General features: G+C 68.4%; 14 protein-coding genes and 3 rRNA genes. 7 read left to right on the plus strand and 10 right to left on the minus strand.

What is annotated here, in order from left to right; genetic code table 11:
* Positions 1-62 precede the first annotated feature (62 nt).
* The 5 genes from ACQ9ZG_RS03705 to ACQ9ZG_RS03725 all read right to left on the minus strand — a co-directional run bounded on the left by ACQ9ZG_RS03705 (position 63) and on the right by ACQ9ZG_RS03725 (position 8,587).
* On the minus strand, positions 63-2,558 hold the full coding sequence (locus ACQ9ZG_RS03705) for a mannose-1-phosphate guanyltransferase (RefSeq protein ID WP_028419016.1): 2,496 nt from the start codon (positions 2,556-2,558) through the stop codon (positions 63-65).
* A gap of 108 nt (positions 2,559-2,666) precedes the next feature.
* Complete coding sequence (gene clsA, locus ACQ9ZG_RS03710) at positions 2,667-3,284, minus strand: cardiolipin synthase ClsA (RefSeq protein ID WP_018492679.1); 618 nt, start codon at positions 3,282-3,284, stop codon at positions 2,667-2,669.
* Between the two features lie 155 nt (positions 3,285-3,439).
* A 5S ribosomal RNA gene (rrf, locus tag ACQ9ZG_RS03715) occupies positions 3,440-3,556 on the minus strand.
* A 78-nt stretch (positions 3,557-3,634) separates the two neighbouring features.
* Positions 3,635-6,760 (minus strand): 23S ribosomal RNA (locus tag ACQ9ZG_RS03720).
* Positions 6,761-7,061: 301 nt separating this feature from the next.
* Positions 7,062-8,587 (minus strand): 16S ribosomal RNA (locus tag ACQ9ZG_RS03725).
* The 16S, 23S and 5S rRNA genes sit together here, the layout of an rRNA operon.
* Before the next feature lie 712 nt (positions 8,588-9,299).
* On the opposite strand from ACQ9ZG_RS03725, the gene ACQ9ZG_RS03730 reads away from it, so the two are divergent.
* Together ACQ9ZG_RS03730 and ptsP are read left to right on the plus strand one after the other, a co-directional pair.
* Positions 9,300-9,749 carry a PTS sugar transporter subunit IIA gene (locus tag ACQ9ZG_RS03730; RefSeq protein ID WP_018490133.1) on the plus strand — a complete coding sequence of 150 codons (450 nt, stop codon included), beginning with the start codon at positions 9,300-9,302 and terminating at the stop codon, positions 9,747-9,749.
* A 76-nt stretch (positions 9,750-9,825) separates the two neighbouring features.
* Positions 9,826-11,496: a phosphoenolpyruvate--protein phosphotransferase gene (ptsP, locus tag ACQ9ZG_RS03735; protein WP_018490134.1), complete on the plus strand. Its 1,671-nt coding sequence runs from the start codon at positions 9,826-9,828 to the stop codon at positions 11,494-11,496.
* A 75-nt stretch (positions 11,497-11,571) separates the two neighbouring features.
* Here ptsP and ACQ9ZG_RS03740 read toward each other — a convergent pair whose 3' ends face one another.
* Both ACQ9ZG_RS03740 and ACQ9ZG_RS03745 read right to left on the minus strand, forming a co-directional pair.
* The gene (locus ACQ9ZG_RS03740) at positions 11,572-12,510 is read right to left on the minus strand and encodes a DUF8829 domain-containing protein (protein ID WP_109916365.1); all 939 of its coding nucleotides are present in this window, start codon (positions 12,508-12,510) and stop codon (positions 11,572-11,574) included.
* A gap of 78 nt (positions 12,511-12,588) precedes the next feature.
* Complete coding sequence (locus tag ACQ9ZG_RS03745) at positions 12,589-14,568, minus strand: acetoacetate--CoA ligase (RefSeq protein ID WP_499279902.1); 1,980 nt, start codon at positions 14,566-14,568, stop codon at positions 12,589-12,591.
* A gap of 261 nt (positions 14,569-14,829) precedes the next feature.
* Here ACQ9ZG_RS03745 and ACQ9ZG_RS03750 point away from each other — a divergent pair, with 261 nt between their 5' ends.
* A complete protein-coding gene (locus ACQ9ZG_RS03750; protein WP_499279904.1) occupies positions 14,830-17,208 on the plus strand; it encodes a glycoside hydrolase family 31 protein in 2,379 nt (792 codons plus the stop codon).
* A gap of 47 nt (positions 17,209-17,255) precedes the next feature.
* Here ACQ9ZG_RS03750 and ACQ9ZG_RS03755 read toward each other — a convergent pair whose 3' ends face one another.
* A complete protein-coding gene (locus ACQ9ZG_RS03755) occupies positions 17,256-17,822 on the minus strand; it encodes an NUDIX domain-containing protein (RefSeq protein WP_084996417.1) in 567 nt (188 codons plus the stop codon).
* 69 nt (positions 17,823-17,891) lie between these two features.
* Here ACQ9ZG_RS03755 and ACQ9ZG_RS03760 point away from each other — a divergent pair, with 69 nt between their 5' ends.
* The 4 genes from ACQ9ZG_RS03760 (at position 17,892) to ACQ9ZG_RS03775 (ending at position 20,949) form a co-directional block, all read left to right on the plus strand.
* Positions 17,892-18,701, plus strand: coding sequence for a M15 family metallopeptidase (locus tag ACQ9ZG_RS03760; RefSeq protein ID WP_109916660.1), 810 nt, complete (start codon positions 17,892-17,894; stop codon positions 18,699-18,701).
* Between the two features lie 142 nt (positions 18,702-18,843).
* On the plus strand, positions 18,844-19,197 hold the full coding sequence (locus tag ACQ9ZG_RS03765) for an Mpo1-like protein (RefSeq protein ID WP_028419719.1): 354 nt from the start codon (positions 18,844-18,846) through the stop codon (positions 19,195-19,197).
* 124 nt (positions 19,198-19,321) lie between these two features.
* The gene (locus ACQ9ZG_RS03770) at positions 19,322-19,762 is read left to right on the plus strand and encodes a Zn-ribbon domain-containing OB-fold protein (RefSeq protein WP_109916661.1); all 441 of its coding nucleotides are present in this window, start codon (positions 19,322-19,324) and stop codon (positions 19,760-19,762) included.
* Complete coding sequence (locus ACQ9ZG_RS03775; RefSeq protein WP_499279908.1) at positions 19,759-20,949, plus strand: lipid-transfer protein; 1,191 nt, start codon at positions 19,759-19,761, stop codon at positions 20,947-20,949. Before ACQ9ZG_RS03770 ends, ACQ9ZG_RS03775 begins: the two co-directional genes overlap by 4 nt.
* Positions 20,950-21,256: 307 nt before the next feature.
* Here the strand turns inward: ACQ9ZG_RS03775 and ACQ9ZG_RS03780 are convergent, their stop codons facing one another.
* Entirely contained in the window at positions 21,257-21,865 is a 609-nt protein-coding gene (locus tag ACQ9ZG_RS03780) for a GTP-binding protein (protein WP_109917673.1), read from the minus strand.
* Complete coding sequence (locus ACQ9ZG_RS03785; RefSeq protein ID WP_499279909.1) at positions 21,846-22,319, minus strand: DUF742 domain-containing protein; 474 nt, start codon at positions 22,317-22,319, stop codon at positions 21,846-21,848. Before ACQ9ZG_RS03785 ends, ACQ9ZG_RS03780 begins: the two co-directional genes overlap by 20 nt.
* Positions 22,320-22,327 lie beyond the last annotated feature (8 nt).

Consider the following 22,327-nt stretch of genomic DNA (forward strand, 5'->3'; position numbering starts at 1 on the left):
TGGCCCCACCGGTGCACCGGAACGCCCCCGACGGGGAGTTCCGGCGCACCGGCCTCAGCAGGTCACTCGCCCGCGCTCTCCACGACGGCGGACCACTCGTCGAGCAGCGCCTGCGCCGAGGCGTCGTCCGGGCCCTCCGCCCACAGATGGGTGACGGCCTCCGCCCGGTCCGGCAGCACCATGATCCACCGTCCGTCCGCCTCGACCACCCGGACGCCGTCGGTGGTGTCCACGCTGCGGTCCCCGGCCGCCTCCACGACCCGGCGCATGACGAGCCCCTTGACCGCCCAGGGCGTCGCGAGGTCCCGGCGCAGGACATGGGCCCGGGGAATGCGGGCGTCGATCTGGCTCAGGGTGAGCTGGGTCCGCGCGACGAGACCGATCAGCCGGACGAAGGCGGCCGTCCCGTCGAAGACGCTGCTGAATTCGGGAACGATGAACCCGCCGCGCCCGTCTCCCCCGAAGATGGTGGTTTCCTCGCGGCCCACCCTGGTCAGGTCGTCGGGCGAGGTGGTCGTCCATTCCACCTGTGTGCCGTGGTACGCGGCCACCTGCTCGGCCACCCGCGTGGTGGTCACCGGCAGGGCGACCCGTCCGCTGCGCCGCTCGGCCGCGACGAGGTCCAGCATCACCAGCAGGGCCCGGTCGTCCTCGATGATCCGGCCCAGCTCGTCCACGAGGGAGAGCCGCTCACCGACCGGGTCGAACCGCACGCCGAAGGCGGCCCGCGCCGAGGAGACGATCTCCCCGAGGCGTACGAGGCCGGCGCGGCGGGTCTCTGCGGACTCGGTGGGCCGCGACTCGTCGAGCCCGGGGTTGATCGTCAGGGCGTCCACACCGAGCCGCCCGAGGAGGCTGGGCAGGACGAGCCCGGCCGACCCGTTGGAGGCGTCCACGACGACCTTGAGCCCGGAGTCGGCGATGCCGGCGATGTCGACGTTGCGGAGGAGGGAGCCGGTGTACGAGTCGAAGACGCTGGACGGGAAGTGCAGGTCCCCGATCTCGCCGGGGAACGCCCTGCGGTACTCCTGCCGTGCGTAGACCCGGTCCAGCTTGCGCTGCTGCGCCTGGGAGAGATCGGCGCCCCGCTCGTCGATGAACATGATGTCCACCGAGTCGGGCACCCCCGGCGACGTACGGATCATGATGCCGCCCGCGCTCCCCCGCGCCGTCTGCTGCCGGGCGACGGGCAGCGGTACGTTCTCCAGGTCGCGTACGTCGATGGCGCTGGCCTGGAGGGCCGAGATCACGGCCCTCTTGAGCGCCCGGGCGCCTCGGGAGTGGTCACGGGCGGTGGTGACCGTCGAGCCCTTCTTGAGGGTGGTGGCGTAGGCGCCCGCCAGCCGGACCGCCAGCTCCGGGGTGATCTCGACGTTCAGGATGCCGGAGACGCCGCGCGCCCCGAAGAGGTGGGCCTGGCCCCGGGACTCCCAGATCACCGAGGTGTTGACGAACGCGCCGGCCTCGATGGTCTTGAACGGGTACACCCGCACATTGCCCTGGATGATCGACTCCTCGCCGACCAGGCATTCGTCTCCGATGACAGCGCCGTCCTCGATCCGGGCCGCCCGCATGATGTCGGTGTTCTTCCCGACGACGCAGCCGCGGAGGTTGCTGTGCTGCCCGATGTAGACGTTGTCGTGGACCACGGCCTTATGGAGAAAGGCACCCGTCTTGACGACGACGTTGGAGCCCACGACCGTGTGCTCACGGATTTCCACGTCCGCTTCGACCTTGGCGTAGTCACCGATGTACAGCGGTCCGCGGAGCACGGCGTCGGGGTGGACCTCCGCTCCCTCGGCGACCCATACGCCGGGCGAGATCTCGAAGCCGTCGATCTCGACGTCGACCTTCCGCTCCAGGACGTCGGCCTGGGCCTTCACATAGCTCTCGTGCGTGCCCACGTCCTCCCAGTAGCCCTCGGCGATATAGCCGTAGATCGGCTTGCCTTCCTTCATCAGCTGGGGGAAGACATCACCGGACCAGTCGACGGAGGTGTCGGCCTGGACGTAGTCGAAGACCTCGGGCTCCATGACGTAGATGCCCGTGTTCACGGTGTCGGAGAAGACCTGGCCCCAGGTGGGCTTCTCCAGGAAGCGCTCGACCTGGCCGTCCTCGTCCACGATGGTGATGCCGAATTCCAGCGGATTGGGGACCCGGGTCAGACAGACCGTGACGAGTCCGCCCTTCTCCTTGTGGAAGGCGATGAGATCGGTGAGGTCGAAGTCGGTGAGCGCGTCACCGGAAATGACGAGGAAGGTGTCGTCCTTCAGCGCCTCCTCGGCGTTCTTCACACTCCCCGCGGTGCCGAGTGGCTTCTCCTCGTTGGCATAGGTGAGCTCCATCCCGAGCTCCTCGCCGTCCCCGAAGTAGTTCTTGACGAGGGAGGCGAGGAACTGGACGGTCACTACGGTCTCATTGAGCCCATGCCTCTTGAGAAGCCGCAGTACGTGCTCCATGATCGGCCGATTGGCCACGGGCAGGAGCGGCTTGGGCATGCTCGAGGTCATGGGGCGCAGGCGTGTGCCTTCGCCACCAGCCATCACGACGGCCTTCATGTCGGAAACGTCCTCCTAGAAGAGACGACGGTCAGCCGATTTCGCCCGTCGGGGCATCATGCACTCAAGACATCAGACCAGGGGCCGGCCACACTGCACGGCACCACGTCAACGAGCTGGATCGGCTACTGCATCCGCCTTGACGAGTCGGCGGACCTGGACCACGTAGAGGATCCCTGCCCACCAATACAGAGTTGTACCCCATCCTGCGAACGCCCATCCGAAAACGGCTGCCACAGTAGCCAGCCAACCACTCCCGTCGCTGAGCAGCAACAAGGGGAAGGCGTACATCAGGTTGAAGGTTGCAGCTTTTCCGAGGAAGTTGACCTGCGGCGGCGGATAGCCGTGGCGTCGCAGGATTGCCACCATCACGAGGAGCATCAGCTCACGGGCCAGCAGGGCGGCGGTGAGCCAGAGCGGCAGGATCTCGCGCCAGGTGAGACCCAGAAGGGTGGAGAGGATGTAGAGCCGGTCGGCGGCCGGGTCCAGGAGCCGGCCGAGACTGCTGATCTGGTTCCACCGCCGGGCGAGCTTGCCGTCCAGGTAGTCACTGATACCGCTGAGCATCAGCACCAGCAGCGCCCAGCCGTCGCTGTTGGGGCCACCGAACACAGGGCGGAGAATCAGCCACAGGAAGAGCGGTACCCCGACAAGGCGAGCCATGCTGAGGATGTTGGGGATGGTGAGGACCCGATCCGTCTGGACCCGAGTCTCCTGGACCTCCACCCGGGGGCCTCCTGTGAAGAACGTGCGAATGATGCCCCCCGACCTTACCCTCACCCTCGGTCGCCACCCGCACAGGGGTGGCGGCAGAGCGCTGGAGAGGTCCGGAACGCAGAAAAGCCCCGCACCATACGGTGCGGGGCTTTCCCACAAAAATTGTTCGGCGGCGTCCTACTCTCCCACAGGGTCCCCCCTGCAGTACCATCGGCGCTGAAAGGCTTAGCTTCCGGGTTCGGAATGTAACCGGGCGTTTCCCTAACGCAATGACCACCGAAACACTATGAAACTATGAACACCGGACATAAACACGGCCGTTCATTATTTCAGAACCAACACAGTGGACGCGAGCAACTGAGGACAAGCCCTCGGCCTATTAGTACCAGTCAGCTCCACCCCTCACAGGGCTTCCACATCTGGCCTATCAACCCAGTCGTCTACTGGGAGCCTTAACCCCTCAAAGGAGGTGGGAATACTCATCTCGAAGCAGGCTTCCCGCTTAGATGCTTTCAGCGGTTATCCTTTCCGAACGTAGCCAACCAGCCATGCCCTTGGCAGAACAACTGGCACACCAGAGGTTCGTCCGTCCCGGTCCTCTCGTACTAGGGACAGCCCTTCTCAATATTCCTACGCGCACAGCGGATAGGGACCGAACTGTCTCACGACGTTCTAAACCCAGCTCGCGTACCGCTTTAATGGGCGAACAGCCCAACCCTTGGGACCGACTCCAGCCCCAGGATGCGACGAGCCGACATCGAGGTGCCAAACCATCCCGTCGATATGGACTCTTGGGGAAGATCAGCCTGTTATCCCCGGGGTACCTTTTATCCGTTGAGCGACAGCGCTTCCACAAGCCACTGCCGGATCACTAGTCCCGACTTTCGTCCCTGCTCGACCCGTCGGTCTCACAGTCAAGCTCCCTTGTGCACTTACACTCAACACCTGATTACCAACCAGGCTGAGGGAACCTTTGGGCGCCTCCGTTACTCTTTAGGAGGCAACCGCCCCAGTTAAACTACCCATCAGACACTGTCCCTGATCCGGATCACGGACCCAGGTTAGACATCCAGCACGACCAGAGTGGTATTTCAACGACGACTCCACAACCACTGGCGTGGCCGCTTCACAGTCTCCCACCTATCCTACACAAGCCGAACCGAACACCAATATCAAACTATAGTAAAGGTCCCGGGGTCTTTCCGTCCTGCTGCGCGAAACGAGCATCTTTACTCGTAGTGCAATTTCACCGGGCCTATGGTTGAGACAGTCGAGAAGTCGTTACGCCATTCGTGCAGGTCGGAACTTACCCGACAAGGAATTTCGCTACCTTAGGATGGTTATAGTTACCACCGCCGTTTACTGGCGCTTAAGTTCTCAGCTTCGCCACCCCGAAGAGCAGCTAACCGGTCCCCTTAACGTTCCAGCACCGGGCAGGCGTCAGTCCGTATACATCGCCTTACGGCTTCGCACGGACCTGTGTTTTTAGTAAACAGTCGCTTCTCGCTGGTCTCTGCGGCCACCCCCAGCTCACGGAGCAAGTCCGATCACCAGGCGTGGCCCCCCTTCTCCCGAAGTTACGGGGGCATTTTGCCGAGTTCCTTAACCATAGTTCACCCGAACGCCTCGGTATTCTCTACCTGACCACCTGAGTCGGTTTAGGGTACGGGCCGCCATGAAACTCGCTAGAGGCTTTTCTCGACAGCATAGGATCATCCACTTCACCACAATCGGCTCGGCATCAGGTCTCAGACTATATGCACGACGGATTTGCCTACCGTGCGTCCTACACCCTTACCCCGGGACAACCACCGCCCGGGCTGGACTACCTTCCTGCGTCACCCCATCGCTTACCTACTACAAGTCTGGTTCATCGGCTCCACCACTACCCTCAACTCCGAAGAGATCGGGCCGGCTTCACGGACTTAGCATCGCCTGATTCAGTACTGGGCGTTTCAAAGCGGGTACCGGAATATCAACCGGTTGTCCATCGACTACGCCTGTCGGCCTCGCCTTAGGTCCCGACTTACCCTGGGCAGATCAGCTTGACCCAGGAACCCTTAGTCAATCGGCGCACACGTTTCTCACGTGTGTATCGCTACTCATGCCTGCATTCTCACTCGTGAACCGTCCACCACTGCCTTCCGGCGCGGCTTCACCCGGCACACGACGCTCCCCTACCCATCCATACTCCCGTTGAGGATATGTGTATGAATGACACGACTTCGGCGGTACGCTTGAGCCCCGCTACATTGTCGGCGCGGAATCACTTGACCAGTGAGCTATTACGCACTCTTTCAAGGGTGGCTGCTTCTAAGCCAACCTCCTGGTTGTCTCTGCGACTCCACATCCTTTCCCACTTAGCGTACGCTTAGGGGCCTTAGTCGATGCTCTGGGCTGTTTCCCTCTCGACCATGGAGCTTATCCCCCACAGTCTCACTGCCGCGCTCTCACTTACCGGCATTCGGAGTTTGGCTAAGGTCAGTAACCCGGTAGGGCCCATCGCCTATCCAGTGCTCTACCTCCGGCAAGAAACACACGACGCTGCACCTAAATGCATTTCGGGGAGAACCAGCTATCACGGAGTTTGATTGGCCTTTCACCCCTAACCACAGGTCATCCCCCAGGTTTTCAACCCTGGTGGGTTCGGTCCTCCACGAAGTCTTACCTCCGCTTCAACCTGCCCATGGCTAGATCACTCCGCTTCGGGTCTAGAGCGTGCAACTCAAACGCCCTGTTCGGACTCGCTTTCGCTACGGCTTCCCCACACGGGTTAACCTCGCTACACACCGCTAACTCGCAGGCTCATTCTTCAAAAGGCACGCAGTCACGACACACCGAGCAAGCTCGATGTGCGACGCTCCCACGGCTTGTAGGCACACGGTTTCAGGTACTATTTCACTCCGCTCCCGCGGTACTTTTCACCATTCCCTCACGGTACTATCCGCTATCGGTCACCAGGGAATATTTAGGCTTAGCGGGTGGTCCCGCCAGATTCACACGGGATTTCTCGGGCCCCGTGCTACTTGGGTGGTTCTCAAACGAGCCGTTGATGTTTCAGCTACGGGGGTCTTACCCTCTACGCCGGACCTTTCGCATGTCCTTCGCCTACACCAACGGTTTCTGACTCGCCTCACAGCCGGCAGACTGTGAAAGAGAACTCCCACAACCCCGCATACGCAACCCCTGCCGGGTATCACACGTAAACGGTTTGGCCTCATCCAGTTTCGCTCGCCACTACTCCCGGAATCACGGTTGTTTTCTCTTCCTGAGGGTACTGAGATGTTTCACTTCCCCTCGTTCCCTCCACACTGCCTATGTGTTCAGCAGCGGGTGACAGCCCATGACGACTGCCGGGTTTCCCCATTCGGAAACCCCCGGATCAAAGCTTGGTTGACAGCTCCCCGGGGACTATCGTGGCCTCCCACGTCCTTCATCGGTTCCTGGTGCCAAGGCATCCACCGTGCGCCCTTAAAAACTTGGCCACAGATGCTCGCGTCCACTGTGCAGTTCTCAAACAACGACCAGCCACCCACCACCCCACCCCAACAGGGGCAAGTTCACTGGGACCGGATCAGAAGGCAGACCAAACGGCCGCACCCTCAGACACCCAACAACGTGCCCGACACGATCCCTCAACTCCTGTGTTCCACGCCGAAGCAGTACTGACAGAAACCGATAGACCGTGCCGAATAGTCAACGTTCCACCCATGAGCAACCAGCACCGGACACTCGCCGGTGTACTGGCCCCTGACCAGGCAAAGCCTGGTAAGAAGTGCTCCTTAGAAAGGAGGTGATCCAGCCGCACCTTCCGGTACGGCTACCTTGTTACGACTTCGTCCCAATCGCCAGTCCCACCTTCGACAGCTCCCTCCCACAAGGGGTTGGGCCACCGGCTTCGGGTGTTACCGACTTTCGTGACGTGACGGGCGGTGTGTACAAGGCCCGGGAACGTATTCACCGCAGCAATGCTGATCTGCGATTACTAGCAACTCCGACTTCATGGGGTCGAGTTGCAGACCCCAATCCGAACTGAGACCGGCTTTTTGAGATTCGCTCCGCCTCACGGCATCGCAGCTCATTGTACCGGCCATTGTAGCACGTGTGCAGCCCAAGACATAAGGGGCATGATGACTTGACGTCGTCCCCACCTTCCTCCGAGTTGACCCCGGCAGTCTCCTGTGAGTCCCCATCACCCCGAAAGGCATGCTGGCAACACAGAACAAGGGTTGCGCTCGTTGCGGGACTTAACCCAACATCTCACGACACGAGCTGACGACAGCCATGCACCACCTGTATACCGACCACAAGGGGGGCACCATCTCTGATGCTTTCCGGTATATGTCAAGCCTTGGTAAGGTTCTTCGCGTTGCGTCGAATTAAGCCACATGCTCCGCTGCTTGTGCGGGCCCCCGTCAATTCCTTTGAGTTTTAGCCTTGCGGCCGTACTCCCCAGGCGGGGAACTTAATGCGTTAGCTGCGGCACCGACGACGTGGAATGTCGCCAACACCTAGTTCCCAACGTTTACGGCGTGGACTACCAGGGTATCTAATCCTGTTCGCTCCCCACGCTTTCGCTCCTCAGCGTCAGTAATGGCCCAGAGATCCGCCTTCGCCACCGGTGTTCCTCCTGATATCTGCGCATTTCACCGCTACACCAGGAATTCCGATCTCCCCTACCACACTCTAGCTAGCCCGTATCGAATGCAGACCCGGGGTTAAGCCCCGGGCTTTCACATCCGACGTGACAAGCCGCCTACGAGCTCTTTACGCCCAATAATTCCGGACAACGCTTGCGCCCTACGTATTACCGCGGCTGCTGGCACGTAGTTAGCCGGCGCTTCTTCTGCAGGTACCGTCACTTGCGCTTCTTCCCTGCTGAAAGAGGTTTACAACCCGAAGGCCGTCATCCCTCACGCGGCGTCGCTGCATCAGGCTTTCGCCCATTGTGCAATATTCCCCACTGCTGCCTCCCGTAGGAGTCTGGGCCGTGTCTCAGTCCCAGTGTGGCCGGTCGCCCTCTCAGGCCGGCTACCCGTCGTCGCCTTGGTAGGCCATTACCCCACCAACAAGCTGATAGGCCGCGGGCTCATCCTTCACCGCCGGAGCTTTCAACCCCCACCCATGCAGGCAGAAGTATTATCCGGTATTAGACCCCGTTTCCAGGGCTTGTCCCAGAGTGAAGGGCAGATTGCCCACGTGTTACTCACCCGTTCGCCACTAATCCACCCCGAAAGGCTTCATCGTTCGACTTGCATGTGTTAAGCACGCCGCCAGCGTTCGTCCTGAGCCAGGATCAAACTCTCCGTGAATGTTTACCCGTAATCGGGTGCACACATCACGAGAGCGGAACAACAAGGTCGGAATAAGACCCGTCGTTCACAGCGTCCTCGCTGTGTATCGCCTACCACCACCACATGGTGACCGTAGGACTTTTCAAAGGAACCACCAACCTGCCGAAACAGGCCGGGGTATCAACATATCTGGCGTTGACTTTTGGCACGCTGTTGAGTTCTCAAGGAACGGACGCTTCCTTCGGTCCCGTATCACCGGGCCCCTCCGGGCGCTTCCCTTCATTCACTTCTCTGTCCTGCTGTCTTGCGTTTCCGACTCTATCAGACGCTTTCCAGCGTCCGAACCCGGTCGAAGCGGGTCCTGCTCCTCGCTTTCCAGGGCTCTTCGCTTTCGCGCTTTTCCCTTTCCGGCGAGTCCGACTCTATCAGGCCTTTTCCGTTTCCTTGACCACGTCCTGCGGGCATGCCGAAGGAGGGTTCATTGTTAGGATCTGGGCTTGAAGGTCGCCGCCGACCCCCGACTCAAAGTCGTGTTGGGGTCAGGCAGGAGTACGACAGTACAGGCCGCCGGGGACCGAGGCAAATCGCTTGCGGTGCACCCCTAGGCCTGTCAACCGGGCGGTCTCGGGCGGAACCGGGACTTCATATGACTTACTCTGCTGAGCAGTACGCCGTCCCCACATCAGCCGCGGCGGCGACACCTGAATCTCCACCCCCTGGGAGGCTCCCCATGACCAACGTGACGTCCCCTCTTGCCGGCCGCGCCATCGGACTCACCGAGGTTCCCGACCCGGTCTTCTCCGGCGCGATGGTCGGTCCCGGTACCGCCATCGACCCCGTACGTGAGCCCTCCGAGGCCGTATCCCCCGTCGACGGCATCGTCGTCTCCCTCCACCCCCACGCGTTCGTCGTCGTCGACGCCGACGGACACGGGGTGCTGACGCACCTCGGTATCGACACCGTCCAGCTCAACGGCGAGGGCTTCGAGCTTCTCGTGAACAAGGGGGACACGGTCTCCCGCGGTCAGAGCATCGTTCGCTGGGACCCGGCGGGCGTCGAGGCCGCCGGCAAGTCACCCATCTGCCCCATCGTGGCCCTGGAGGCCACCGCCGAATCGCTCTCCGACGTCCGTGAGGACGGGGACGTGAAGGTCGGCGACGCGCTGTTCGGCTGGCAGTGACCCCTCGGGCGCAGTGACAAGGCAGTTGCACAACCACCGCGGTGACACGGTCACCGCACAACCGGAGACGGGTGAAATGGAGACAACGCTGCGAGGCGTCGGCGTGAGCCACGGTGTGGCCATCGGCGAGGTTCGGCACATGGGTACGGCGGTGCTGGAGCCGCCCGCCAAATCGATTCCCGCCGAGGAGGCCGAGCGCGAACAGGGGCGCGCCCGCCAGGCGGTGGAGGCCGTGGCCGCCGATCTGATCGCGCGCGGCAACCTGGCCGGCGGCGAGGCACAGCATGTGCTCGAGGCGCAGGCCATGATGGCGCAGGACCCCGAGCTGATGTCCGATGTCGAGCGGCGGATCGCCGTGGGCAGCACCGCCGAGCGCGGGGTGTACGACGCGTTCGCCGCGTACCGGGCGCTGCTGGCCAACGCCGGGGAGTACCTCGCGGGCCGGGTCGCCGACCTCGACGACGTACGGAACCGGATCGTGGCGCGGCTGCTCGGGGTGCCGATGCCCGGGGTGCCGGACAGCGACGAGCCGTATGTGCTGATCGCGCGCGACCTGGCGCCGGCCGACACGGCGCTGCTGGACCCGACCCTGGTGCTGGGCTTCGTGACCGAGGAGGGCGGGCCGACCAGCCACAGCGCGATCCTGGCGCGGGCGCTCGGTGTGCCGGCCGTGGTGGCTCTGCCCGGCGCCGGTGAGCTGGCCGAGGGCACGGTCGTGGCGGTGGACGGCTCCACGGGCGAGATCTTCGTGAACCCGAGTGCCGAGAAGCGGGAGGAGATGGAGAGCGCCGCTGCCGCCCGTAAGGCCGCGCTGTCCGCGTCCACCGGTCCCGGTGCCACCTCCGACGGGCACAAGGTGCCGCTGCTCGCCAATGTCGGCGGTCCGGGCGATGTGCCCGCGGCCGTCGAGGCGGGGGCCGAGGGTGTGGGGCTGTTCCGCACCGAGTTCCTCTTCCTGGACGACAGCAAGCAGGCTCCTTCCGAGGAGAAGCAGGTCGCGGCCTACCGCGCGGTGCTGGAGGCGTTCCCCGAGGGGCGCGTCGTCGTGCGCGTACTGGACGCCGGCGCCGACAAGCCGCTGGACTTCCTGACACCGGCCGACGAGCCGAACCCGGCGCTGGGCGTGCGGGGGCTGCGGAGTCTGCTGGACCACCCGGAGGTGCTGCGTACCCAGCTGACCGCGCTGGCCAAGGCGGCCGAGGGTCTGCCGGTCTACCTGGAGGTCATGGCGCCCATGGTGGCCGACCGCACCGACGCCAAGGCGTTCGCGGACGCGTGCCGTGAGGCGGGGCTGCGGGCCAAGTTCGGCGCGATGGTGGAGATTCCGTCGGCCGCTCTGCGGGCGCGGTCGATCCTCCAGGAGGTGGAGTTCCTGTCGCTGGGCACCAACGACCTGGCGCAGTACACCTTCGCCGCCGACCGTCAGGTGGGTGCGGTGTCGCGGCTCCAGGATCCGTGGCAGCCCGCGCTGCTGGACCTGGTGGCGCTCTCCGCCGAGGCCGCCCGCGCCGAGGGCAAGAGCTGTGGCGTGTGCGGTGAGGCCGCTTCGGACCCGCTGCTGGCCTGTGTGCTGACGGGGCTGGGGGTCACCTCGCTCTCGATGGGCGCCGCGTCCATTCCTTATGTGCGCGCCACGCTGGCCAAGTACACGCTGGCGCAGTGCGAGCGCGCGGCGAACGCCGCCCGGTCGGCCGACTCCGCGGATGAGGCCCGCAAGGCCGCTCAGGCGGTGCTGTCCGGCGAGTAGGCACGCCGCGGTTGTTGTGTGTGCAGGAGGGGCTCTCCGCCGAGGGGCGGGGAGCCCCTCCTGCCGTGTGTGGTGTCAGCGGTGCGGTTCCGCCGGGTCGGCTCCGATGTCGAACCCCGCGCAGTACTCCACGCCGGATTCCGGGGAGACGGGCTCCCCGGTGTCGGCGTCGGTGCAGTAGGCGTTGAAGACCTCGCCCGCGGTGAGCGGGGCGAGGGCGCCGTACGCCAGGCGCCAGCCGTGGACGCGGTCCGGGGTGTCGGGGGCGCTGGTGCGGAGGACCACTCCCCCGGGTGTCTCCAGGGCGATGGCCACCGCGAGGACGCTGGCGAACTCTGCGCCCTCCGTGGCGTCGAGGCGTGCCGGTCCTGTCGCGTCGCGGTGGGTGTTGAGGACCGCCAGGAGCTGGTCGCTCTCCGTGGGGGTGGAGCAGACCAGGTGGTGCGTGCCCGGGCCCGCCGCCTCCAGCAGGCGGGTGAGGAGGTGGGAGGCCCGGTCGAAGGCGGCGCGTCCGATGTCCTGGCCGCAGTCGGCGCAGGCGCCGAGGTCCGCGAGGAGGAGGGTGGCGTACTCCCAGGTGGCCTGGCGGGCCGCGCGGGAGACCAGGAGCGGGATGAGGTCGGTCAGGCGTTGGCCGGTGTAGGTGACGGTGGCGCCGGCGGCGGCGATCTCGGCGGTGAAGCGGCTGCGGCAGGCGCCGGTGTCGGCGTCGAGCCCGGACTCCGCGCAGAACTCGGCGTACTCCTCGGGGTCGAAGAGGGCGACCGTGGTGTGGATGCCCTGGGCCGTGAGGCTCTTGAGCAGGGTCTCCACCTGGTGGAGGTAGGCGGTGTGGTCGTCGAAGGGGAAGGTGCGGTAGCGGCGCATGGCCGCGAAGTCCTGCTCGTCGGCCAGGAGGGCGACGGTGCTGGGGGCTTCGCGGCGCAGGGTGCGTCGCAGGGTGGTGCCGTGTGTGGTGGTGCCGTGCTTCTTGTCGTGCTTCGGGCTGTGCTTGGTGTTGTCCTTCTGCGCCATGTGTCATGTCCCCCTGTGCGCGGTGAATCCTTGCTCACTCAGCGTAATCAGGGGGACTGACAACCGGTCCGGGACGGCTTACCGGCGGCGGCTCGCGGCCAGTTCGGCGTAGAAGTGGAGGAGGTCGAGGTTGTCGACCGAGCCCGGGTTGACCGCCTTGGCCAGTTCGGTGCCCTGGAGCAGGCGCTTGACCGGGACCTCGATGCGCTTGCCGGTGAGGGTGTGGGGGATGGCGGGGACCTCGATGACCTCGTCCGGGACGTGGCGCGGGGAGAGGTTCTCGCGGATGGTCGCCTTGATGGCGGCGCGGAGGCCGTCGTCGAGGGTGGCGCCGTCGGCGAGGTGGACGAAGAGCGGCATCCAGTAGCCGCCGTCGGGCTCTTCGAGGCCGATGACGAGGGACTCGCGGATCTCGGGGAGCCGTTCGACGGCCTCGTAGATGTCGGCGGAGCCCATGCGGACGCCCTGGCGGTTGAGGGTGGAGTCGGAGCGGCCGTGGATGACCACCGAGCCGCGGCCGGTGATGGTGATCCAGTCGCCGTGGCGCCAGACGCCGGGGTACATGTCGAAGTAGCTGTCGTGGTAGCGGCTGCCGTCGGGGTCGTTCCAGAAGCGGATCGGCATGGACGGGAGCGGGTTGGTGACGACCAGCTCGCCCACCTCGTCGGTGAGGGGCTTGCCCGAGGGGTCCCAGGACTGGAGGTCGGTGCCGAGGCAGGGGGCCTGGAGTTCCCCGATGTGGACGGGGAGGGTGGGGACGGCTCCGGCGAAGCAGGAGCAGACGTCGGTGCCACCGCTGACGGAGGCGATCCAGAGGTCGGCGGCGACCTCGTCGTGGAGCCAGCGGAAGCCGTCGGGCGGGAGCGGGGAGCCGGTGGTGGCGACGCACTGGATGCGGGAGAGGTCGAAGTCGCGGCCGGGGTGGATGTCGGCCTTGCGGCAGGCCATGACGTAGGCGGCGGAGGTGCCGTAGAGGGTGGCGCCGGTCTGTTCGGCGACCCGCCACTGGGCGCTGACATCCGGATAGCCGGGGCTGCCGTCGTAGAGGACGACGGTGGTGCCGGTGAGGAGGCCGGAGACGAGGAAGTTCCACATCATCCAGCCGGTGGAGGTGTACCAGAAGAAGCGGTCCTCGGGGCCGAGGTCGCAGTGCAGGCCGAGCTGCTTGAAGTGTTCGAGCAGGATGCCGCCCTGGGACTGCACGATGGCCTTGGGCAGCCCGGTGGTGCCGGAGGAGTAGAGGACCCAGAGCGGGTGGTCGAAGGGGACCTGCTCGAAGACCGGCTCGGTGTCGGCGGAGGTGAGGGCGGCCCAGGCGAGGGCGCCTTCGGGGGCGTCGGTGCCGAGCAGCGGGATGTGGACGACCGCGCGCAGGGTGGGCAGTTCGCGGCGGAGTTCGGCGACGGTCTCCGTGCGGTCGTGCTCCTTGCCGCCGTAGCGGTAGCCGTCGACGGTGAAGAGGACGACGGGTTCGATCTGCTGGAACCGGTCGAGGACGCTGCGGGCGCCGAAGTCGGGGGCGCAGGAGGTCCAGACGCCGCCGACGGCCGCGGTGGCGAGGAAGGCGACGACGGCCTGCGGGATGTTGGGGAGGTAGCCGCTGACGCGGTCGCCGGGGGTGACGCCGAGGGCGCGGAGTTCGGCGGCCAGCGCGCCGACCTGGCGGCGGAGGTCGGACCAGCTGATGGGGAGCTGGGTGTGGGTCTCGTCCACGTAGAGGAGGGCCGGGGTGTCGGCGCGGGCCGGGTCCTCGGCGGTGCGCAGGGCATGCTCGGCGTAGTTGAGGGTGGCGCCGGGGAACCAGGTGGCGCCGGGCATCGCGCGGTCGCCGAGGACGCTCTCGTACGGCGTGGAGAAGCGGATGTCGAACCACTCCGCCACCGCCTGCCAGAAGGTGTCCAGCTCGTCGACGGACCAGCGGTGCAGGGCCGCGTACCCGCCCTCGGCCGGGGCGCCGAAGCAGTCGGCTGCCCAGCTCTGGAAGCGGGTGACGGCGGCAGCGGCGATGCGGTCCGGGCTCGGCTCCCAGAGGGGGGCGTCGGGCGTGGCTGCGGTCATGGGGCGGCTCCCTGGCTGGACGGGTACGCGGGTGGCGTGTCGGCGCGCACGGGCTGGGGTGTGCGCGTGAGCGGCTGACACGGACGATGCCATGTGATCGTCTTCGGCACCAGGGTGGGTCGGCGTGACGCGGGGCTCGGCGGGGGTGGGCCTGCGGGGGGTGCCGGGACGTCGGTGGGGCGGGGCGGTTGCGCGGCGGAGCGGGTGAACGGGAGTTGAACGGGAGGTTCTGCGGTCCGGGCGGGTGGCATGGTGTGCGCCATGGACGGTCGTGACCTGGTGCGTCGGGTGAGTTGGGTCGGTTCGGTACGGGGGCTGCGCACGCTGCGCGCGGCCTGGCGCCGCCGGTCGGCGGATGCGAAGGCGTTGCCCACGCGCGGTGCGGAGCGGGCCCGGGTGCCCGGTGCTCTGGTGGGGGCGGAGCCCGGGCCGGGCGGGGGCGTGGTGAGGTTCGCCCGTTCGGAGCTGCGGGTGCGGGTGGCGGTGGGCGGTGCGGTGTTCTGGGCGTGGGACGGGGCCGATCCGCTGCCGTCGTACGCGCTGGCGGGCGAGGTGCCCGCGGCCGATCCGCGGGCGGTGCTGGAGCCGGGCCAGGACGGTGGCTGGCAGGTGGTCTCCGAGCGGCTGACGGTGGTGGTCTCGCGGACGGGTGCGGTGGAGCTGCGCACGCCGGGCGGGGTGCTGTTGCGGCGGGAGTTGCCGCCGCGCTGGTGGGAGCCGGTGGACGGGGGCACGGTGCGGTGGGTGCAGCGGTCGGAGGTGCCGGCGGACGCCCGGTTCTTCGGGCTGGGCGGGCGGGCGTCGGGGCCCCGGTTGCGGGACGGGGCGTACGGGCTGTGGAACACCGATCCGGGCGGCCGGTTCGGGCCGGGGGACGACCCGCTGTATCTGACGATGCCGGTGCAGGTGGTGGTCTCGGACGCGGGGACGCATCTGGCGTTCCACGACAACACCTGGGCGGGGCGGGTGGTGGTGCGGGAGGGCGCGGAGGGGGCGGGCTCGGGGCACGACCGGCCGGGCACGTGCGAGGTGCGGATGGAGGGCGGGCCGCTGCGGTGCTGGGTGGTGGCGGGGACGCCGGCCCGGGTGCTGCGCGGGTGGACGGCGTTGACGGGCGCGCCCGCGGTGCCGCCGTCCTGGGCGCTGGGGCCGCAGCACGCCCGCTGGGGGTTCGGCGGCGAGCGGGAGGTGCGGCGGGTGGTGGCCGGGTACCGGGAGCGGGGGCTTCCGCTCTCCGTGCTGCATCTGGACATCGACCACTACGACGGCCATCGGGTGTTCACGGTCGACCGCGAGCGGTTCCCCGGTCTGCCCGGGCTGGCGAAGGAGTTGCGGGCGGAGGGGGTGCGGCTGGTGTCGATCGTGGACCCGGCGGTGAAGGCCGAGCCGGGGGACGCGGTGTTCGACGCGGGGCTGGCGGTCGGGGAGCGTGGGGCGTACGTGCGGGACGCGCGGGGGCGGGTGGTGGTGGGCGAGGTGTGGCCCGGGGCCTGCGTCTATCCGGATTTCACTGATTCGCTTGTGCGGGAATGGTGGGGATCTCTGTATGAGGAGCGGCTCTCGCAGGGCTTCTCGGGGGTCTGGCACGACATGAACGAGCCGGTGTCGTTCGCCGCGTTCGGTGACCCGTCGCTGCCCCGTTCCGCCCGGCATGTGCTGGAGGGCGCGGGCGGCGACCATCGCGAGGCGCACAACGTGTACGGGCTGGCGATGGCCCGTGCCGGATACGAGGGGCTGCTCCGGCTGCGCCCCGAGGAGCGGCCGTTCCTCTTCTCCCGGTCGGGGTGGGCGGGGCTGCAGCGGTACGGGGGCACCTGGTCCGGTGACGTGTCGACCGGGTGGCCGGGGCTGCGGGCCTCCCTCTCGCTGGTGCTGGGCCTCGGGTTGTGCGGGGTGCCGTACTCGGGTCCGGACGTGGGCGGGTTCGACGGGTCGCCGTCACCGGAGCTGTATCTGCGGTGGTTCCAGCTGGGCGCGTATCTGCCGCTGTTCCGTACGCACTCGGCGATCGACGCGGGGCGGCGGGAGCCGTGGGAGTTCGGGCCCGAGGTGCTGGAGCACGCGCGGGCTGCGCTGGTGGAGCGGGAGCGGCTGCACCCGTACTTCGTGACGCTGTCCCATGTGGCGCGGCTGTCGGGGGCGCCCTATGTGCGGCCGGTGTGGTGGACGGCGCCGGGCGACCGGGGGTTGCGGGGGTGCGAGGACGCGTTCCTGCTGGGCGACGCGCTGCTGGTGGCGCCGGTGCTGGAGGAGGGGGCGGACCGGCGGGTGGTGCGGCTGCCCCGGGGGCGCTGGTACGACACGGTGACCGGGCGGGCGTACGAGGGGCCGGGGCCGGTGGTGGTGGAGGCGCCGCTCTCGCGGATTCCGGTGCTGGCCCGGGCGGGGGCGGTGATTCCGGTACGGGACGCGGACGGGGAGCTGGAGCTGGAGGTGTGGGCCCCGGCTCCGGGGCGGTCCGGGGGCGGGCTGGTGGTCCGGGACCCGGGTGACGGGTGGGCGGAGGCCGGGCTCGAACGGTATGTGGCGCGGTGGGAGGGGGACCGCGTGGTGGTGGAGCGGGACGGCGGCGGTGAGGGGGGCCCGGCGGTCGGTCTCCCGGTGCGGGTGCGCGGGGTGGTGGAGGGGGCGGAGGGCTGAGCGATCCGGGTCCGGTACGTCCCGGGGGCCGTACCGGACCCGGAGCCTCAGCCGTAGCGGCCCGCGAACCAGGCATTGGCCGCCTCCGTGTGCAGCGGGAACGTCAGCGGGCGCGGGGCGGGGAGGATCTCGTACCCCGATGTCTCGTGCGTGGGGACGGAGGGCGGCAGGCCCGACAGGGGGCGGGGTGGGAGGAGCCCGAAGAGCAGGAGGTGGCCTGCGGTGTCGCTGAGGGCGTCGGCGAGGCGGACGTCCCGGGCCGCCGCCTCGATGCCGGTCTCCTCGCGCAGTTCCCGGACGACCGCGTCGCGCCAGTCCTCCGTGTGGTCGACGAAGCCGCCGGGGAGGGCCGTGCCGCCCTTCTGCGGTTCGATGGTGCGCGTGATGACGACGAGTCCGGTCGGGCCGGGGCCGGTCACGGGGAGCAGGGCCACGGCGACCGGGAGCGGGTTGCGGTAGGCGGTGGTGCCGCAGCGGGCGCAGGTGCGCGGCCAGGTGCCGGGAGCGGCGAGGGCGGTGTACGGGGCTCCGCAGGTGGAGCAGTGGGAGTCCCTGACGTACGGGGACGGTCCTCCGGCGGGCGGCGGGACGGGGCTGCTGGTGGGCTCGGACACGGGCGGACTGTAGCCGATCGTCCTTCCGCCGGGGGCGGGAAGCTGATAGACGGTGTGGCCATGACAGGAATGCGTACCGCTCTCCGCGCCCTGGCCACCGCTGCCGCCGCCACTGCCCTGCTGGCCGGCACGGCCCTCTCCCCCGCGCCCGCGCAGGCCCGCACCCCGCCCGCGAAGGCGCCGGAGGGGTTCGTGGCGTTGCGCGCGGTGGATCCGACGATCATCCAGGAGATGCGCTACACCACCGCGCACACCTTCCTCGGTGAGCGGGTCGACGGCTATCGGCAGCCGGTCTGCATTCTCACCCGGCCCGCCGCCCAGGCGCTGCACCGGGCGCAGCAGCGGCTGTTGCGGCAGGGCTATGCGCTGAAGGTGTACGACTGCTACCGGCCGCAGCGGGCCGTGGACCACTTCGTGCGCTGGGCGAGGGACCTCGACGACCAGTCCACGAAGGGGGAGTTCTATCCGCGGGTCGACAAGTCCCGGCTCTTCGAGGACGGTTACATCGCGGAGAAGTCCGGGCACAGCAGGGGCAGCACGGTGGACCTGACGCTGGTCCGGCTGCCGGCGCCGCCGACCAGGCCGTACCGTCCGGGCGAGAGGCTGACGCCCTGCTTCGCGCCGAAGAGCGAGCGGTTTCCCGACAACTCGGTGGACATGGGCACCGGTTACGACTGCTTCGACACCCTCTCGCACACGGACGATCCCCGGATCCAGGGGGTGCAGCGGGCCAACCGGCAGTTCCTGAGGCGGACGTTGGCCGAGGTGGGGTTCGTGAACCTGCCCGAGGAGTGGTGGCACTTCACCCACAGGCCCGAGCTGTTCCCGGACACCTACTTCGACTTCCCGGTGGACCGCCGGGCGGTCGCGGGGCGGTGAGGGGGCGGTACGGAAGAGGGGTTCGGCGGGGGTGGTGAACGGGCGGACCGGGACCACCCCCGTGGGCTCCGGCCCGCCCGTTCTCCCTTTCGGACGCGCAAGGGGCGTGTTCGGTTGCCGATCGGGCGGCTACGGTGCCCGTATGTCACAGCAGACGTTCGATTCGTACGAGGAATTCTGGCCGTACTACGTCGCGATGCACTCCCGCGCCGCCACGCGCTGGGTCCATCTGACCGGCACGCTGACCGGGCTCGCGATCTCCGTCTACGGACTGGCGCGGGGACGGAAGCGGTATCTGGCGGCGCTGCCGCTGATCGGGTACGGCACGGCCTGGCCGGCCCACTTCCTGATCGAGAAGAACAACCCGGCGACCTTCGGGCATCCGGCGTGGTCGCTGCGCGGGGACGCGCAGATGATCCGGATGATGCTGGCGGGCCGCGACGCGGAGCTGGCGGAGACGGCGGCGAAGTGGCTGGCCGAGCACGGCAGCGACTGAGCTCCGGGAGGGCCCGGAGGTTCCGTCCTGGCCCTCGCCGTGCGCGGACGCCCGTGGCACACTTCTGACGTTCCGTCAGATCAGGTGTCGGGGAGGGGCTTTGTCGCAGACGCGGGTACCCGTCGTGGCCGGTTGGTTCACCGAGGGCGCCACCGATGAGGAGTTCCGACTGCTGGGCACCCGCTGCTCGGCGTGCGGGACGGTGTACTTCCCCCGGGAGGACGGCCACTGCCGCAACCCCGGTTGCCCAGGCGGGGAGTTGGCGGAGGTGGCGCTGTCGAAGCGGGGCACGGTGTGGTCCTGCACCGACGGGCGGTACCGGCCCCCTCCCCCGTACGTCAGCGACCCCGCCGTGCCCTGGGTGCCGTACACGCTGGTCGCCGTGGAGCTGGCGGCCGAGCGCATGGTGGTCCTGGGGCAGGCGATGCCCGGGGTGGGCGTGGCGGATCTGCCCGTGGGGTCGGTGGTGGAGGTGGTGCCGGGCGTGCTGGACGAGGACGCGGCGGCCGGCACCGTGCACACGACCTGGCACTGGCGGCCCGTGGCGGCGAAGGCGCTGCCGTGAGCGGCGATGTGGCCGTGCTCGGGGCCGGGATGCATCCGTGGGGCAAGTGGGGGCGCGGCTTCGTCGCGTACGGGCGGGCCGCCGCGCACGCCGCTCTCGCCGACGCGGGCATCGGGTGGCCCGAGGTGGGGTCGGTGGTGGGCGCGCAGACGGTCCGGGGCGGCTATCCGGGGTACGTGGCCGGGGCGACGTTCGCGCGGGCGCTGGGGTGGCAGGGGGCGCGGGTGACCTCCGTCTACGCCGCGTGCGCGTCGGGCGCGCAGGCCATCGAGGCCGCGCGGGCGCAGATCCTGGCGGGGATGGCCGACGTGGTGCTGGTGGTGGGGGCGGACGCGGCGCCGAAGGGGTTCTTCGCCCCGGCGGGCGGGGAGCGGCCGGACGACCCGGACTGGCTGCGGTTCCGGGTGCTCGGGGCGACGAACCCCGCGTACTTCGGGCTGTACGCGCGGCGCCGGATGGCGGTGTACGGGGACTCGCCGGAGGACTTCGCGCTGGTCAAGGTGAAGAACGCGGCGGCGGGGGCGCTCAACGCGTACGCCCGCTACCGGACTCGCGTGACGGCGGAGGAGGTTGCGGCCTCGGCCGTCGTCGCGGATCCGCTGCGGCTGCTGGACATCTGCGCCACCTCCGACGGGGCGGCGGCGCTGGTGCTGTGCGGCATGGAGTTCGCGCGGCGGCGGGGGGTGGCCGATCCGGTGCGCATCCGGGCGGTCTCCACCGTGACGCCGACCTTCCCGAGGGCCGTCCTCGATCTGCCGGACATCGGCACGGACTCGGCGGTGGCCGTGGAGCCCTCGCCGGTGGGCTTCCGGGCGTCGATCGCGCGGGCCGCGTACGAGGAGGCGGGGGTCGGGCCGGAGGATCTGTCGCTGGCGGAGGTCTACGACCTGTCCACGGCACTGGAGTTGGACTGGTACGAGGACATCGGGCTCTGCGCTCCGGGTGAGGGGGCCGCGCTGGTACGGGAGGGAGTGACCGCGCTGGGCGGGCGCGTCCCGGTCAACGCGAGCGGCGGGCTGGCCTCGTTCGGCGAGGCCGTGCCCGCGCAGGCCATCGCCCAGGTGTGCGAACTGACCCAGCAGTTGCGGGGGCGGGCCGGGGGCCGCCAGGTGCCGGGCGCCCGGGTGGGCATCACGGCCAACCAGGGTCTGTTCGGGCACGGTTCGGCGGTGATCGCCGTCCGCTGAGAAGCTCCGCCGGGGCGCCGCGTCGAGACGTCGCGTCGGGACGTCGCGTCGGGACGTCGCGTCGGGACGTCGCGTCGGGACGTCGCGTCGGGGCTCCGCGTCAGGGGGTGCGTCGGGGAGCCACGCCGGGGGCCGTCTTGGGCGCATCGCTCCGGAGCGGCGCCCAGGGGATCTCTTTTCGTATAACCATGGCTTGACGGGGCGTCACGATCGCAGAACACTCACAGCCCGGTCCGCCGGACGACGTGCGGCCCGTACCCCTGTCGGCGGGGGTACGGGCCGCACGCGTACCCCGGCCGTCAGGTGTTCAGGTGGTCACGGGCGGGCGGTCCCGCGCCGCGCGCTCCAGGGCGTGCTCGACCACCGCGACCAGGACGTCACGGACCGACGCACGGTCCCGCGCGTCGCACAGCAGCACCGGGACCCCGGGGTCGAGATCGAGCGCGGCCCGCACGGTCTGCGCGGGGAACCGGCCCGCCCCCTGGAAGCAGTTGACGGCCACGGTGAACGGGATCCGGCGGCGCTCGAAGTAGTCGACCGCCGCGAAGCAGTCCTCCAGGCGGCGGGTGTCCGCGAGGACCACCGCGCCCAGGGCCCCCTGGGCCAGCTCGTCCCAGAGGAACCAGAAGCGGTCCTGGCCCGGTGTGCCGAAGAGGTAGAGGACCAGGTCCTCGCGGAGCGTGATCCGGCCGAAGTCCATGGCGACCGTGGTGGTCGTCTTGGACTCGACGCCCGCGAGGTCGTCGACCGGGCGGCCCGCCTCGGTGAGGCGTTCCTCGGTGCGCAGGGGCCGGATCTCGCTGACCGCGCCGACGGCGGTCGTCTTGCCCACCCCGAAGCCTCCCGCCACCAGGATCTTCAGGGTGATGGGCTCGACGGGCCGCTGCTTGGCGCGGCTAGAGCGCCCGAAGGCCATTGATCACCTCACGGAGAATGTTCACGTCCGGCAGTTCGGCCGGCGGAACGGGGCGGGTGACGTGCACCAGCTCGTCCTCGACGAGATCGCCCACCAGGACCCGTACCACCCCTACCGGGAGGTCGAGTTCGGCGGCGAGCTCGGCGATCGACTGGGGCGCGTCGCTGCAGAGTTCGACGATGGCGACGTGTTCGGGCGAGAGCGTCTGGTCCCGGCCCGGGTCCTCGGCCGCCGGTTCGGGCACGACGAGCGCGATGAGGTCGAGCCGGTGCCGGGAGGCGCTGCTGGTGCGCCCCCGGGTCATGGCGTACGGGCGGACCACGGGGCCGGCCTCGGCGTCGTACCAGCGCGAGGACCGGGGGTCGGCGGCGGTGGCCGACGGAGCGTCGGGGCTCCCGGCCCCGCCGTCCGTGCCGGAGCCGGTGGCCGGGTCGCGGGGGGAGTCAGCGCTCATGCCCGCCC

This window comes from Streptomyces araujoniae (assembly GCF_050871195.1).
GTDB classification, from domain to species: Bacteria; Actinomycetota; Actinomycetes; order Streptomycetales; family Streptomycetaceae; genus Streptomyces; species Streptomyces bacillaris.

Coding starts and splice junctions, on each gene's coding strand:
- ACQ9ZG_RS03730 (WP_018490133.1), top strand. CDS start 9,300: ATGACCAACGTGACGTCCCCTCTTGCCGGCCGCGCCATCGGACTCACC.
- ACQ9ZG_RS03765 (WP_028419719.1), top strand. CDS start 18,844: ATGTCACAGCAGACGTTCGATTCGTACGAGGAATTCTGGCCGTACTAC.
- ACQ9ZG_RS03785 (WP_499279909.1), bottom strand. CDS start 22,319: ATGAGCGCTGACTCCCCCCGCGACCCGGCCACCGGCTCCGGCACGGAC.
- ACQ9ZG_RS03745 (WP_499279902.1), bottom strand. CDS start 14,568: ATGACCGCAGCCACGCCCGACGCCCCCCTCTGGGAGCCGAGCCCGGAC.
- ACQ9ZG_RS03780 (WP_109917673.1), bottom strand. CDS start 21,865: ATGGCCTTCGGGCGCTCTAGCCGCGCCAAGCAGCGGCCCGTCGAGCCC.
- ACQ9ZG_RS03705 (WP_028419016.1), bottom strand. CDS start 2,558: ATGAAGGCCGTCGTGATGGCTGGTGGCGAAGGCACACGCCTGCGCCCC.
- ACQ9ZG_RS03750 (WP_499279904.1), top strand. CDS start 14,830: ATGGACGGTCGTGACCTGGTGCGTCGGGTGAGTTGGGTCGGTTCGGTA.
- ptsP (WP_018490134.1), top strand. CDS start 9,826: ATGGAGACAACGCTGCGAGGCGTCGGCGTGAGCCACGGTGTGGCCATC.
- ACQ9ZG_RS03760 (WP_109916660.1), top strand. CDS start 17,892: ATGCGTACCGCTCTCCGCGCCCTGGCCACCGCTGCCGCCGCCACTGCC.
- ACQ9ZG_RS03740 (WP_109916365.1), bottom strand. CDS start 12,510: ATGGCGCAGAAGGACAACACCAAGCACAGCCCGAAGCACGACAAGAAG.